General features: G+C 46.2%; 11 protein-coding genes and 1 pseudogene. 4 read left to right on the top strand and 8 right to left on the bottom strand.

The annotated features are described in order from the left end of the window. Window positions 1-283 precede the first annotated feature (283 nt). Window positions 284-6,889, bottom strand: a complete 6,606-nt coding sequence (locus tag NG798_RS23175) for a non-ribosomal peptide synthetase (RefSeq protein ID WP_261226101.1) — start codon at window positions 6,887-6,889, stop codon at window positions 284-286. Window positions 6,890-7,192: 303 nt separating this feature from the next. Here NG798_RS23175 and NG798_RS23170 point away from each other — a divergent pair, with 303 nt between their 5' ends. Then, entirely contained in the window at window positions 7,193-7,402 is a 210-nt protein-coding gene (locus tag NG798_RS23170) for a hypothetical protein (protein ID WP_261226085.1), read from the top strand. 340 nt (window positions 7,403-7,742) lie between these two features. Here NG798_RS23170 and NG798_RS23165 read toward each other — a convergent pair. Both NG798_RS23165 and NG798_RS23155 read right to left on the bottom strand, forming a co-directional pair. After that, window positions 7,743-8,348: pseudogene (locus NG798_RS23165) on the bottom strand (transposase); the annotation flags it as partial. 145 nt (window positions 8,349-8,493) lie between these two features. Beyond that, window positions 8,494-8,820 (bottom strand): hypothetical protein, encoded by a 327-nt coding sequence (locus NG798_RS23155; protein WP_261226084.1) that lies wholly within the window; start codon window positions 8,818-8,820, stop codon window positions 8,494-8,496. A gap of 324 nt (window positions 8,821-9,144) precedes the next feature. Here NG798_RS23155 and NG798_RS23150 point away from each other — a divergent pair, with 324 nt between their 5' ends. Then, window positions 9,145-10,434, top strand: a complete 1,290-nt coding sequence (locus NG798_RS23150; protein ID WP_261226083.1) for a DEAD/DEAH box helicase — start codon at window positions 9,145-9,147, stop codon at window positions 10,432-10,434. A gap of 238 nt (window positions 10,435-10,672) precedes the next feature. On the opposite strand, the gene NG798_RS23145 is transcribed toward NG798_RS23150, so the two are convergent. From NG798_RS23145 to NG798_RS23125, 5 genes are all read right to left on the bottom strand, one after another. Beyond that, complete coding sequence (locus NG798_RS23145; protein ID WP_261226082.1) at window positions 10,673-11,722, bottom strand: sensor histidine kinase KdpD; 1,050 nt, start codon at window positions 11,720-11,722, stop codon at window positions 10,673-10,675. A gap of 271 nt (window positions 11,723-11,993) precedes the next feature. Beyond that, window positions 11,994-12,659 (bottom strand): SDR family oxidoreductase, encoded by a 666-nt coding sequence (locus NG798_RS23140; RefSeq protein ID WP_261226081.1) that lies wholly within the window; start codon window positions 12,657-12,659, stop codon window positions 11,994-11,996. 55 nt (window positions 12,660-12,714) lie between these two features. Next, on the bottom strand, window positions 12,715-13,248 hold the full coding sequence (locus tag NG798_RS23135; RefSeq protein WP_261226080.1) for a YkgJ family cysteine cluster protein: 534 nt from the start codon (window positions 13,246-13,248) through the stop codon (window positions 12,715-12,717). A gap of 23 nt (window positions 13,249-13,271) precedes the next feature. Further along, window positions 13,272-13,514, bottom strand: coding sequence for a hypothetical protein (locus tag NG798_RS23130; RefSeq protein ID WP_261226079.1), 243 nt, complete (start codon window positions 13,512-13,514; stop codon window positions 13,272-13,274). A gap of 239 nt (window positions 13,515-13,753) precedes the next feature. Further along, on the bottom strand, window positions 13,754-14,365 hold the full coding sequence (locus tag NG798_RS23125; RefSeq protein WP_261226078.1) for a hypothetical protein: 612 nt from the start codon (window positions 14,363-14,365) through the stop codon (window positions 13,754-13,756). A 99-nt stretch (window positions 14,366-14,464) separates the two neighbouring features. Between NG798_RS23125 and NG798_RS23120 the strand changes: the two genes are divergently transcribed. Together NG798_RS23120 and NG798_RS23115 are read left to right on the top strand one after the other, a co-directional pair. Further along, on the top strand, window positions 14,465-15,055 hold the full coding sequence (locus tag NG798_RS23120; protein WP_261226077.1) for a TetR/AcrR family transcriptional regulator: 591 nt from the start codon (window positions 14,465-14,467) through the stop codon (window positions 15,053-15,055). Between the two features lie 11 nt (window positions 15,056-15,066). Next, the gene (locus tag NG798_RS23115) at window positions 15,067-15,456 is read left to right on the top strand and encodes a LysE family translocator (RefSeq protein ID WP_261226076.1); all 390 of its coding nucleotides are present in this window, start codon (window positions 15,067-15,069) and stop codon (window positions 15,454-15,456) included. The last annotated feature ends 72 nt before the right edge of the window (window positions 15,457-15,528 follow it).

Here is a 15,528-nt window from a genome sequence, read left to right as displayed (position 1 = left end):
TAAAAATGATAGGAGCAACAAATTTTAAATCAGAAGTTGTAATGGAAGTATTAACAATTCCAAGGCTCCGGGGGGAGGATTTAGCTCAACAATTAATGAAAAGGAGTGTCTAATAAATTGCTTTTTTTCAGAGGGGACAGCGAAGCTCTGAGCTTGATTCTGTAATTGGCATATCATATCTGCCCGGTTTTGTTAAGGTCTAATACTGTACCGACACCCTAGCTACTATTGTATGATTTTAGAGAAGTGCTAATTATGTAAGTCCCAATATTGTCTGAATGTGCTACCCCGTTGAATCTTCGTTATCGCAGACAAACGGGTCTGAGCACAGGGATGGAATGTGAGCTAAATCATCCGCCTGCACACGATCTATACAAGCTTTCAATTTTTCAGCTAGCACTTGTACATAGGGTTCTTGCAACATACTAAGATGTCCACCAGGAACCTCATAGATATCCAATCCTCCAACAGCCAACACACCCCAGCCGAATTTACTATCAATCTCTACCAACTTAGGATCGTACCAGGAGTCGCTTACAGTAGTTTGCATACTAGATACAAAGAGCGTTATTCGACCTGAGTAGGCTTGCGGTACATATTGGGTTTGGGCTTCTCCGTATGCCTCCTGAAAAGTTTTGTATCCAGTGTTGTCCGACCCACGAAGACCGTTAGGCTGGAAAAATTTGTAGTAAATCCTCTGAAGTTTTTTGCTCAAATCATTGACTTTCTTCAGACCATAGGCAGGGCCGAATTCCAAAAGGTTACTCAAGAAGCCCAAAGCCCGCTTGTGGATAGGCTTGGGTGTGTATGCACCTAAACCCAGAGTATCCAACAAAGCTAGCAGAGCTACCTTCTCACCCTCTGCGTGAAGCTGTTGAGCTACTTCGAGTGCTACCATTCCTCCAAAGCATAAACCGCCTAGAAAATAAGGGCCATGAGGCTGGACTATTCGCATTTCTTTGATGTAATGAGCCGCGAGCTCAACAGGGTTGAAGGAAGCGTCTGTTGCATTCATCATCTCTATTGATAACCCATAAACGGGTTGCTCCAAACCCAGATGAGATGCCAAAGCGTGGTATAAGCCGATGCCTTGAAAAAGAAAAAGAGGTGGCTTGGAACCGTGAGGCTGAATCGGTGCCAGAGCAGACCCAAGTTTTGAGTATCCTTCCTGGCGGAGAATGCTGGCCAATTGCTCAACTGTGGGTGCCTGGAAGAGAGCAGCCAGAGGCAAGCTTTTGCCGAATGCCTTATTGATTTGTGTCAATAGACGCACGCTTAGTAAAGAGTGCCCTCCCACATCAAAGAAATTGTCCTTCACACTAATGGGCTTTTTGCCTAAAACGTTTTCCCAAATTTTTGTTAGTTGGATTTCTAAATCATCGCTAGGAGGCACAAGGTACGCTGGATCTTGCCTGATCCCGTCGGGTGCGGGCAGGGCGCGCTGGTCTATTTTCCCGTTGGGTGTGAGGGGTAGGGTGTCTAGGAAAACGAACGCTGATGGCACCATATAGTCAGGGAGCTTTTGCTTAAGGAAGCATCGTAGTTCGTCGGTAGTGGGTTTCTGCTGCTGGTTTGAAACAATATAGGCAACTAAACGTTTGTCGCTTCCATAGTCAACCCTTGCTGTTACGACACACTGCTGCACAGTAGGATATTGGGATAGAGTTGACTCAACCTCCCCTACTTCGATTCGGAAACCACGAATTTTTACCTGATTATCTATGCGGGACATAAACTCAATGTTGCCGTCGGGTAGATAACGAGCTAGATCCCCAGTTTTATAAAGGCGCGTCCCCGGTTCATTGCTAAAGGGGTTGGGGATAAATTTATCTTTGGTTAACTCAGGGCGGTTGAGGTAGCCTCGGGCGATGCCTGCGCCGCCGATGTGAATCTCGCCCGATACACCAATGGGAACAGGATTCAAATATTTATCCAGCAGATATATCTGCATATTGGCAATAGGGCGACCAATCGGAACCTGTGTTCTGAGTTCCGAAGACTGACAATGATATACACTGCTCCATACCGTTCCTTCTGTTGGGCCGTATTCGTTGAACAAAGATGTATGAGCCTGAAGCTTAGTATGGTGTTCCACCAACTCTCTCGAACACGGTTCGCCTGCCACAATAACAGTACGAAGACAAGTAAGCTGTTGTGGTTCCGCTTGCTCCAAAATCAGGTTATAGAGAGAGGGAAGACTCAATAAATGCGATATACGATGTTGAGCAATTAACTTTGTAAGCTGTAATAGCTCTTGTTGGAACTTTGCTGGGGGTAGCACAAGTATGCCTCCCTGGCACAATGTCCAAAAGATGCCTGCAATCGAACTGTCAAAGCCAAACGACGAAAGTAAGAAGAAACTGGTGACGGGTTCGCTGTAATAAAAAAGACGAGCACTGGTGGAGTGGACTAGGTTTTGATGGGTTACTAGCACTCCTTTGGGTTTCCCTGTAGAACCCGATGTGTAGATTGTGTAAGCTAGATTATCTGCTGTCACCCTACTGATGGGTTTTTCCTCGCTCTCTTGGGCGATTATTTCCCAGTCGGTATCCAAGCAGAAACGCTGTGCTTTGTACTCGGAAAAACCCTCGACTAGCGAATGTTGGGTTAATAGCACCGACACCTGGGCATCTTCCAGCATGAAGGCTAGACGATCCTGGGGATACGATGGGTCTAACGGCAAATAAGCCCCACCAGCCTTAAGAATGCCTAGGAGTCCTACGATCATCTCAAGTGATCGCTCTACACAAATTCCGACAAGCATTTCTGGTTCCACACCCAATTTTTGCAGGTGGTGTGCTAGTTGATTGGCACGATAATTAAGCTGCTGGTAGGTTAATTGCTCGTTTTCAAAGACTACTGCAACGGCGTTAGGAGTTCGCTCTACTTGGGCTTCAAATAACTGATGGATACAGGCTTGATGGGGGTAATCTGTCTGGGTATTATTCCACTCCACTAACAGTTGCTGCTGTTGGGCTACCGTCAAGAGGGGCAATTCCCAGAGGCGCTTGTTGGGGTCAGTAACAATCCCTTCTAGTAAAGTCTGAAAGTGCTCGATCATCCGCGAGATAGTGCTGGCTTCAAACAAATCCGTGTTGTATTCAAAGCGGCCAATAATCCCTTCTGGTCTTTCGTCTAGTTCGAGGGTCAAATCGAGCTTCGCCGTATCGGTTTGGATATCTAACTGGCTCATAGTCCAGCCACAATTCAAAGATGGCATTGGAGGTTCCAAAACAAATGCCACTTGAAACAGGGGGTTATGGCTTAAATTGCGATCAGGTTTGAGTGCCTGTATTAGCTTCTCAAAAGGCACGTCTTCATGGGCATAAGCTCCTAGTGTTATTTCCCGCACTCGTCCTAGTAGCTGTCGAAAACTAGGGGAACCCGACATATCAGTACGCAACACTAGGGTGTTGAGGAAAAACCCGATTAGCCCTTCAATCTCCGGTCTGTTGCGACCTGCGCTGACCGTGCCCACCACCATATCTTCCTGCTCCGTGTAGCGGTAGAGCAAGGTTTTGAACGCTGCCAGCAGCGTCATAAATAGGGTAACTCCCTCTTGTTGCGAAAGAGTTTTGAGTGCCAAGGTTAGGTCTTTGGATAATGTCAGACATTGCCTTGCACCTCGGAAGGTCTGAACGGCGGGTCGCGGACGGTCATAAGGTAGCTGTAGTACAGGCAGGTCGCCCCGTAGCTGCTGTTTCCAGTAGTCTAATTGACTTTCCAGAATCTCGACCGCCAGCCATTGTCGTTGCCACAGGGTAAAGTCAACGTATTGTATGGGCAGTTCTGCTAGTAGGCTGGGTTTGCCGGTAGAAAAAGCTTCGTAGAGTGCAGCGAGTTCTGGAAGAAACACGCTGTAGATCGAAACCCCATCAATGACGATGTGGTGAACAGTCAGGAATAATCTGTAGTCCTGATCTGCCAGTTGCATCAACGTAGCTCGCAGCAGTGGCCCAGAAGTTAGGTCAAACAGATCCTTAGACTCCCTAGTTGCCAACTGCAAAGCTTCGGCTTCCCGTTGGTCTTGTGGTAGTTGTCGGAGATCCACTACTGCTAGGTTGAAACTAGAGGGTGGATCTATCACCTGAACAGGCTGGCCATCTATTGTGATGAAGCGAGAGCGCAGGCTTTCGTGACGTTTGATGATTTCGTTGAGGGCTTTTGAGAGTGCATCTACGTCTATAGCACCCCCCAAGCGAATGGTGAAGGGTTCATTATAAACAGGACTATTGGGTTCTAATTGTGCCAGGAACCACAGCCTCTGCTGGTTCCACGAGAGAGGCAAGTTTTGGTTCCTAGAAACGGGTCGGATAGGAGGAGCTTGCAAGAAAGGCTTTTCCTGATCACCAGCCTCAATGCGCTTGGCTAAATCGGCTACAGTTGGAGATGCAAACAGGGTACTTATAGGTAACTCCACCTTTAAGGAGTCACGCAACTGACTTACAATCCTGATAGCGAGTAAGGAATGTCCGCCCAATTCCAAGAACTTGTCGTGGATGCCGACTCGCTCGACGCCCAACACTTCAGCCCAGATTTCTGCCAGCACCTTTTCAACAGGCGTACGAGGAGCCACAAAATCTTCTTCCAGTTCGGCTCTGGTGGCGTCGGGCACTGGCAGAGCGCGGCGATCCACCTTACCATTCGGTGTCAGCGGCAGTGCTTCCAGCAGCACAAATGCCGAGGGTATCATGTGATCGGGCAGTTTCTGCTTTAGGTCGCGACGCAGTTCACTGATTGAGAGGACTTGCTCCTGGCCCTTAACCACATAGGCTACTAGGCGCTTGTCATTAAGGCCGTACTCTTGGTCTATAACTACGGCATCCTGAACAGCCCGGTTTTGCATCAGCACTGCCTCAATCTCGCCGAGTTCGATTCGGAAGCCACGAATTTTTACCTGATTATCAATACGACCGAGAAACTCGATGTTGCCGTCCGGTAGATAGCGAGCTAAGTCTCCAGTTTTGTACAGACGTGCTGCGGGGTCGTTACTAAAGGGGTTGGGGATGAACTTCTGATCTGTCAACTCTGGCCGGTTGAGATAGCCCCGCGCTAAGCCATCGCCACCGATGTACAGTTCACCCGTGACTCCGATGGGGACGGGTTGGAGAGATTGATCTAATATATAAAGCTGAGTATTGGCAATAGGACGACCAATTGGAATCGAACCTGATAGGGTGGTCTGAGCCGGAACCTCATAGATACAGCATCCGACAACCGTTTCTGTTGGGCCGTATTCGTTGATTAGTCTAGTTTCAGGTGCGTGAGTCTGCCAGAATGAAATGCTTTTTTTCGAGAGAGCCTCGCCACCGATAATTAAGGCTCTTGTCTGACCCGCCGCCTGCTTACTGGGTAATAACTCACTGAGTAGTGCCAGATGGGCTGGAGTGATTTTGACGAGGCTAAAATTACTTTGAGAACACAAGACGGCACTAAGAGCCTCTATCTCCTGCTTCTCTGGGAGGAAGACTACCCTCTGTCCTACCAATAGGGGAGAGAATAAGCTGGTAATGGTCGCGTCGAAGCCAATCGAAGAATGAACCGGAGAACCAACCCCATCGGCTACTGCATAAGCTTTTATACACCAACTTAGATAATTGACCAATCCTTGGTGGACAATCATCGTTCCCTTTGGTTTGCCGGTTGACCCAGAGGTGTAAATTATATAAGCCAAGTTGGCGGGATTAACCCCGCTGTTGAGATTGTCCTCACTCTCCTGAGAAATTACCCCCCAGCCTGTATCTAAGCAGATCGCCTCCGCACCCTGCTCAGGCAATCCCGTTCGCAACTTCTCTTGGGTCAATAGCACCGAAACCTGGGAGTCTGACAGCATGAACGCCTTACGTTCAAAGGGATACGCAGGATCTAGAGGCACATAGGCTCCACCTGCTTTGAGAATACCGAGAAGCCCCACCATCATCTCAAGTGATCTCTCGACAAAAATCCCCACTAAAACCTCTGGTCCCACGCCGAGTTTTTGCAGGTAGTGCGCTAGCTGATTCGCTCTTGCATTCAGTTCCCGATAGGTTAACTGTTTGTCTTCATAAACTACCGCCACCGCATCTGGTGTCCGCTCCACCTGAGCCTCAAATAACTGATGGATACACTTATCCTTGGGGTAATCTGCCTGAGTATTATTCCACTCCACCAGAATTTTGTGACGCTCCGGCTCAGATAACAGAGGCAAATCGGCAACGCGCCTTTCGGGGTCAGTTACAATACCTTGCAAAAAAGTAGCAAACTGATCCAACATCCTGGCAATGCTGTCACCATCTAATGCCTCGGCGTTATAGAGCCAACAGCATTCTTTCCCCTCTGATGGAATGACCAGAGTCAACTCATCCCCTAACCCAGCTTGGTTGTCGTCTAGTTTTTCTACCCGTTCTACGACCACCGGAAACATCGGCTCACGACTCAGTTCAGGCAATGAACGAAGAGCCGGATACCTCGCTACGACATCACGCGCATAAGTCTTGTGAAGTTTGGTCAACTCCACTTGCGGCCTAAAACTTTTAAAAACTTCCTCAAAACTTTGCTCGTCGTCTATATCTACGCGACAAGGAACAATTGATGCAAACAAGCCTTCGAGCCCTACTAACTCCCGTTGCATCTCGACATCTCTAAATCCGATATCGAAACATCCAGTTCCTCCAATACGGGCTAGATAAGTAGCAAAAGCAGCAAACAGGAAGTCGCCTTGATTCCATTCGGGCTGGCGAGCCTCCAGAAATGTTGTGACCTCATGCGCTATGGACATCTTTACACTTGTGTACCGCTTATGTTCCAAGTGTGATACCATCGGATCTGCATAGGGAATCGTAAGTGGCTGTAACGTCGCCAATTTCTTTACCCAAAAATCCTCGTGCTGACCAATTAATCCATCCAACATTTCAATATGCCTTGCGCTATCTAGCTTCATGTCCTTAAACTGATACGCGACTTGCAGTCCCCATCTCTCGACAATATCATGGATCGATAACACTTGACCATCTAGGGTCAGTATGTGGCGCAGCACCACCTCGTACTTGCTGTATAAACTTTCAGGAGGCTGGGTTCAATCGCTGTTACCATTCTCTCTAGTATCTTAAAATTCCCCCTTACCCCAAAAACTAAAAAACCGACGCTTTGCGGAGCGCCGGTGGATGTTCAAAGGCCAGAGAATTTTTAGGGGCCGGTGGATTTTTAGGGGCCGGTGAATTTTGTAAGGACGGTGGATGTTGAGGGGCCGGTGGATGGGGAGACTCAGCCGAATGCTCAGAACCTGGCGGATCTGGTTTGGGCGGATGGATATGCGAATGCCGGTGGATGGGGTGGCACAGGCAAATTTCGCTCGTATGTGGATGTGATGATACGAGTGAATTTTATGAGTTCGATTGATATAGCATTTTCAGATGAGACATGAAAAAGATCATAGTTTTTGAGATCAGGAAAAGTAAACAACTTGAAATCAACTAAACACTTAAACAATCGCTTCATAATGGTAAAGTTTTTACAGAAGCGGTAACACCGTCTAAGTAAGCTTTTCAATGAAGCTTCTGCTTCAATTGGATTGTTTTCAGGAGCATAAGGAGCAAATAAATAACAAGTTACTTTCCATGCTTGGGGGGGTAAATCCTGATTAACTATCTTCAGGAATTGCCGGATTAATTCGCTTCTATGATAGGCGGTTCCCTCCCCGAAAATAATGTGTCGTTCAGGAATTAAGTTTAATTAGTTCTTGAATAAAGTCCACTGTCGAATCACTATTTCCTGCTTGATAAGCACGCACAATTAATTCTTGGTTTATCAGGTCTAAAGCGACCTAATAGGTTTGCCGCTTCAATGCAATTGATAATCGGAATTTTTAATCTTTCTTGGCTGTCTCCCCACCCATGACTAATCAGAGATCCTTCTAACAAGTGAACTTCGTCTACTGCATACACAGCAATGTCTTCCAATTTAATGCTCGGCATTAATCTTTTTAACATAAAGTGGATTTCTTGATTTCTTTTCTTGACGACTTCAGGGTCTTTACGAGGGTTCTTTTTTTGGGCTTTGCAGCAACTAATCTTAGCTTCTGCAAGTAAGCTATAATAGCTGATTGGGGACTGAAAAACCACGTCATATTGCTCAATTAAATAACACTCTAGTTCTGACAAGTCCCAATGTTCTTGTTTTTGGAGCCAAGCGATTACTGCTTGCTTTTCCTCTCTACTTAAATAACCTTGGCTCCCTTGATAAGATAATTTGATGCCTTCTATCCCGGCTGACTTAAATCTTTTTTGCCACTTAGTAATGAAGCTCTTTGATACATTTAAAGTTGTGCCAATCATTGAATATCTCCAACCTTGTAAAGCAAGTTTTACAGCGAACGCTCTCTTTAATTATCCTGAATCTGGATTGCTTTTTATCAACTGATCCAAATCTTTAATTACCCTTTTTATTTCTAGGTATTCCATAATAATCTTTTCCATAAACATCGCTTTAATTTTATCATTATCTAACAACTTCTGTTTACATCTCATTTGAAACGCTATATAGGAATTCACCATTTTTGAATCGGTACTGTGGCCGATCTACAGTACCGCCAACTTGGGAAGACATAAGTTCAATTTTATCCCCAGTAATTCGGTTAATTCCTCGATAAACATATAATCCTGGCTCCCACTGACTAAGCTCAACCTTCCAATCATCGTTATAAAAAGTACCTTTTAAGATGGGGCAATTGTTAATCTCATCGTCATACCGGATGCGACTATTGAAAAATACCGTTATTTTGCAGGTTTCCGCTTGCACTAACTGCACTGGCTGGGATAGAGCAATCATTAAGGGTATAAGCATAGATTGAGAAAAAAATTGTTTAGGAATATGCAGACTCAATCAACAATATAATTATTTAGTTGTTTCTGTCTGTGATTTTGCTCCTAATAAGAGCAGATGTCTTTACTCTAAAGGTGAGGATTGAGGATAGCCCTTTCCGTGCACTCTAAATAAAGAATCAGGATTTCTGTTATAATAAATAATTGCGAGTACATTCCGGTCTGTTACTGGCGCATTGAAAAAAAGCTGGTTCAAACTATCCAACTGAACCATAAAATTCCTGCTCTTAGACTGGCCCCAGGTATTTAATTTGGGAGAGGGGCATTACTAGGAGCAATCGTATCTATGATATTTCGTAACCTCGGTCTCTCGACCGACCTGCTTCGTGCCGTTGCCGACTCTGGCTACACCGAACCAACTCCCATTCAGCAGCAAGCAATTCCCGCCATCCTCAAAAGGCAAGACATTTTCGCCAGCGCCCAAACTGGAACGGGCAAGACGGCTGGCTTTACCCTGCCTCTACTGCAACTTTTGGGTACTACCAACCCCAATAACGGGCATCGCAAGCCTCGCGCCCTCATACTCACCCCCACCCGCGAATTGGCAGATCAGGTCAACGATAGCGTCAAAACCTACGGTAAATACCTGTCCTTGCGGTCAGCAGCAGTCTATGGCGGCGTCGGAATTGGGCAGCAAATTCAAATCATGCGTCGGGGAATTGATATTCTAGTCGCCACGCCCGGTCGGTTGCTCGACCACGTTGCGAAGAAGACCATAGACCTTTCCCAGATAGAGATACTGGTACTGGATGAATGCGATCGGATGTTAGACATGGGCTTCATCAACGATATCCGCAAGATTTTGGCGAAACTGCCCGCACAGAGGCAAACGCTGATGTTTTCTGCCACATTCTCTAAAGCAATCCAGCAGCTTGCCAACACTCTGCTAAAATCTCCAACCCAGATCGAAGTAGCTCCCCGCAATACCGCCGCAGAGCAGGTGGAACAGGTGGTTCATCCTGTTGATCGTGATCGCAAGCGAGAACTCCTTTCTTATCTGATTAGGTTCCACAATTGGGAACAGGTACTCGTCTTCACCCGCACGAAACACGGAGCCAGCCGTCTAGCCGAGCAGCTTGCTAAAGATGGGATCAAAAGCACTGCAATTCATGGCAACAAAACTCAGGCAGCCCGCACCCGTGCGCTGCAAGACTTTAAGCAAGGGAAAGTGCGGGTATTAGTGGCGACCGACGTAGCATCACGGGGACTAGATATAGACCAGCTTCCCCATGTGGTGAACTTTGAACTGCCCAACGTACCAGAAGACTATGTGCATCGCATTGGTCGCACAGGTCGCGCTGGAAACCTTGGACGAGCGGTTTCTCTAGTCTCTAAGGATGAATATCCTTATTTAAAGGACATCGAACGGTTGCTCAATCAAAGCCTGAGCAAAGAAGTGATTCCGGGATACGAGCCAACCGCTCCATCTCAGTCTGGGCCAGAGGAACCGAAGTCTAAGCGATCCAAGCAACGTCGCAGTAATTGGGCAAAATCCCAGGCACCATCGGCACCCAGCCGCCCCCAAAAGTCCCCAAAAGCAGGGGCTCGCTCTCGAAAACGACTCCGCACTGTTTAAGCCTCGTGTGATTACCGCTTACAGTAGGCCAGATCCTCGACTTCACAAGAGAAGCCGGGGATTTATTGCGCTGGCTCACAACTCAAATAGAATTGCTATATATAGCAGTCGCCTTGGCTGTTAGGACATTTTTCTGTTCCCTCTTCCCTTTAAATCCAAATACGATGTCCATTACGATATGTCCGTTGCTATATTTACAGGCAATCGCGCTTTAGCCCTTTACGAGCAACTGGGCCAACTAACTGGGAAATCTAGGCAACTTAACAATAAAGCTTGTCCCCTTGCCCTCCTCACTTTCAACTTCAATCGTCCCTTGATGCGCTTCAATAATACTCTTTACCAAAAATAATCCTAATCCCCATCCCGTTTGCTCCTCAGCAGAGGTGGTTCGCCGAAATTGTTGAAATAGGATTGATTGAGCGTCTGGGGCAATCGGATCGCCTTCATTATAAATGGTAAGGCAGATCTGCGTTTCAAATTGCTGGAGCGTGAGTGTAATTGGCGTGCTAGGATCGCCATATTTCACAGCATTAATTACTAAGTTTTCAATCACCCGCCGTATTTCTTTACGGCTGCAATAGCTCTTGATATTAGAATCAGAGACTACAACAAACCGCTTTCCATAAGTGAAGTTCAAATCCTCCACTACTTCGTGGACTAACTTGTCTAAATAACATTCTTCAAATTCAATTTTTAAGCCCTGTCCTGCCCGCAGCCGACTCGCATCAAGCAGATTTTGAATCATCGAATCCAACCGATCAATCGAATTGATCATCCTTGCTGCTACATCAATGTGGGTGTCTCCTCGTTCAAGCCGACGCATTATCAGTTGAGTTCCCATTTTCACAACATTAATTGGGCCTCTGAGATCGTGAGTTAGCGTCACGATAAATAACTCTTGAATATCTCGCAGCGTTTTTGAGAATTGAGTGGCAGCGTCATTAACGGCTTGCTCAATCGAGTCGATAATAATGTCTCGTTCCCTAACTCCTAAAGGCGCTTCTTCTTCTAAAACCTGAAAGATTACTTGACGTAGGATGTGGTACTCGAAAATGAGTTGAGTCAGGGAGTAGTCAGCATAGCCCGCCCGTTCATGCCCATGCAGTTTGCCAATTCGCGTGCTTTCTATCTCGTCGGATGCGATTCGGGCTGGTGTCCTTTCAATCTTGGTTGAAAGTTCATCTACCAGTTGGTTTAAGTATTTAGGTAGCGAATTTTGCAATACAAGAGAGTCCTGGTGTATTGATGCACTGACTTCATCACGCGCCCGTTGCTCCCACATTTGCATAATTCTTTCAGTATTTTGCTTAAGACGGTCACAAGCAGCGTTAGACATAAATTGCAGGAGAACCAAAACCAGGAAAGAGTCAGCTTTAAACTACCTGAGATTGTAACACTATCTTGATTCAATTGCATCAAGAGTTAACCACTATTGAAGCTTATTGCATCAGCATGGCAGAAAGAATAACCAGATTACACCCTTACCAGTAGGCAATAACAACCTCGATATCCGTATCTCTCATATAAAGTAAATGAACCTTCAAATAGGTGTCACGCACTTACCAGGGTAAAACCTCACCATTAGCGTGCCAAAAAGTACCCGTATTTTCCAGCGTCAACTCTTCAATCCTCGCCAACAAATTCTTTACAGATTCCTCTGGCGTAATTCCTCCCGCCGTAAAATTTGTCATGCGAGTTTGCACTAAACCTGGATGGAGAATTGCCACTGCAATCCCACGCGGTTTGAGGTCGATAGATAAAGATTTCCCTGCCATTGATAAGGCTACCTTCGACATCCGATAACCGTAAGAACTGCCAGAAGTATTATCTCCAATTGAACCCATCCGACTTGTCATCAACACAACTTTAGAACCTGCATGGAGATTTGGCAGTAGCGCATTGGTAACTCGTAAGGCTCCTAAAGCATTGACCTCAAATTGTTCTCGAATACTGTCAAAATCTAAGTCTTCCAAAGTAACTCGCTTGAGAATTCCGGCATTGTTAATCAAAACATCAAGCGCAATCTCACTCAAACGACTTCGCAAGGAAGCAACCGAAGCATCCGAGGTAATATCAAATCCTTCCTCGATCTGCACCCCTAGCTGCTTCAATTCCTTGGAAGCATTGCGACAGACAGCAATAACGCGATCTCCTTTTGCCTGCAATTGGCGACAGTATTCATAACCTATTCCGCGATTAGCACCCGTGACTAGATAAGTTGCCATGTCAAATCCTCTGTTTAAAATTAACTTTGATTTTTGATTCAAGCGTAAATGTTATTTACAAAGAATTACTACGTTGATAATGGGCATCAAAGGGAATTAGTTTTCCACAAACTCGTTCAATCTCATTATGAATAGATTCCGCATTTCCCCATACAATATCGGTAGCAGCATCAGTACGAGAAAAAACCTCCTTTTCAATAATTTGGCAGTAATCACTGCCATTACGAGCAACAAAAAAGCCATAGGTGCGACAAGCAATCGGACGTGCATCATAAATCCGACAAGCACCTTCATTTTCATCAAGATAGGGACAAACAACGTGCGAACCTACAATATTTTTCGCTATTTGCACCAGAAGTTGCTCGATTTTCTGGACGACTTCGGCGCGTACGGTTGCCGATAATGCTGCAACTGCTTCATCAATTCGTGCCCATTCCTGTAAACTAAGTTCAGGAGGTTGTGCCAACTGACGACAACATTGATCGCATCCGCGACGACACGGCCACCAGTCACGAGAAGCGCGAATATCTTGCACCCGCACTTCTATGCGCTGTTCGAGATCGAGTAATTTTTGTTGTGCTTGGTTCATTAAAGCTATATTTTTCTTTTCTACTAATATAAATAGGATCGCACAACGGCATCCACCGGCCCCGCCATCCACCGGTTTTTAAGTATTCGCCTGTCCCGCCCCCTACACCGGCCCCCAAAAATCCACCGGCCATCCAGCAGAGCAATTGGTGTCTGGAGGTTCGCCACTGTATGCACCGGCCCCTGAGCCTCCATCAGAATCTCTCCATCTATCGGCCCTGCACCATGCACTGGTTCTACAATATCAACCGACCCTGCAATATTCACTCGCTCATTCCCTGACCTTGGAGCATATATCGGCTTCTCTATATCTACATCCACATACTCCAATATTCATCGGCGCTTAAACATAGGGCTGGGTTACCGCGTTTAGCGGCCCTCAAATATATGCCGACTTAGCCATTGGCCCTCAAATACTTGGCTGCTCACTTACTAATCTTATTGCATCCATCGGCATCTGAATATCCAGAAGTCACTTTACAGAAGCCGGCCCTTAGCTGCATTAATCAATCCTGATGAAAATCCTGAAATGTGTCGGTGTAGTAGGGCGTTTCTGGAAGCAAATGGCTAACCATAATTTTGAGAAAAAAGAACGGCAGAAACCACTCCAAACCAGGCGTAGGGGAAACGAGGTAACAATTGCCAAGCAGCGATAATCCGTAAAGTCCCAGTGCGACTGGACACTGGAGATAGAGGGGCGAGCCCAGAATCAGAACTGATGCTCCCAATAGGTAGCCAGATGTGCCAAACCAGAACCCCCAATCTCCTCCTCGAAACAGCAAGGCTACCAGCAAAACATGAATCAGATGAATAGATACGAATGTCAGATGCTGCCGCAAACCCTGACCAGGCCGGTGATACCAGCGTTTAGCAGTGGATGTGGCATTGGTGAGGACACCCCCCACTAAATCAAACGCCAGAAGTGCCATGAATCCTAACTGCAACTGTGTCCACTGGACTCTGAGGGTTAACGCATAGGCTGGAGTCGCCACCATCGCCACCAAGGCCGGTACAAATTGCAATAGTAACTCAGCTTTTGTCGCACCCGGCCCGACAAACCGATCCACTAAACCACCGAACCCTCCGCGAGGTGAAAGATTTTTACCGTCAGAGTTCATGGAAATACCTCATAACAGTTGTTGTGTTATAAAATAACAACTGTTATGATAAGTTGTCAATCAGGTTGCTCGCTGTTTCCTTAGATATCTTTGATAGTTATGTCCCAACGAGATCGCCGTCTTGAAGTCTGTGAAGCCGCTTGGCGAGTTATTGTTCGAGAGGGGTTAGATCGCACCAGTATGCGAGCGCTCGCTCAAGAACTTGGTTGCACTACGGGAGTTGTCACCCACTATTTTCGAGATAAGCAAGACTTGATACTCTTTGCCCTTCATCAAGTCACTCAGTCTTTACTCAAGGTAATGCACGCTCAAAGGGAGCAGGTACTCGGAGTCGAGCGGCTCTTAAACATCATGTCAGCATTTCTGCCGCTTGATGTAGAACGACAAGCGATTCTCAAGGTCTGGTTAGCCTTTTTGGGATATGCCGTTGGGCGAGATTCCCTGATGGCTGAACACCAACACAGTGCGGCTCAACTCCGTGAGGTAATTCTGCAAGAGTTGCAAGCTCTTCACTCAGCTGAACTGATTCGAGATGATGCAGACCTTGAGTTAGAAGCCAATGCTCTTTTAGCCCTTGTCAATGGAGTTAGCCTGGACTTCCTCATTCAAGCCAAACACCTCAGCGCGGAGCAACAACAACAGGTGATCCGGCGTTACGTTGACGAGATGCTATTGACTCATATCAAATAGGGGTTATGCTCATGCAAAGTAGTATGACATTGAGCAGCATAGTTGCATTATTTTGTGCGATGGCTGTTCTGGCTGCTATTCCGAGTTTCAGTGTATTAACTGTCTCTACAAGAGCAGCTACATTTGGATTTATTCATGGTGTTTTCACTACTTTAGGAATAGTAGCGGGTGACATTGTTTTTATAAAAATAACCATTGGCGGGTTATCACTTCTCGCTGAAATGATGGATAGCCTATTTGCTTTAATAAGATACCTGGGTGGAGCTTATCTTATATTGTTGGGAATAGGACTATGCAGGTCAAAAGTCAAAGAGGTAGAGCCGGAGAAGATAGTTAAATCTTCTTTGCTGTCTTGCTTTTTGACTGGGCTGTTTATTACATTGGGCGATCAAAAAGCCTGACGGGGTGACAGGTTGCCTGAAAAACAGACAGGGAGGCAATTCTAGACAAATCGCCTCAAAAAAGATAGGGTA

Origin of the sequence: Ancylothrix sp. D3o (assembly GCF_025370775.1) — a bacterium.
Lineage (GTDB): Bacteria > Cyanobacteriota > Cyanobacteriia > Cyanobacteriales > Oscillatoriaceae > Ancylothrix.
The sequence above is the reverse complement of the archived record's forward strand: the minus strand, read 5'-3'. Positions and strand labels throughout refer to the sequence as shown.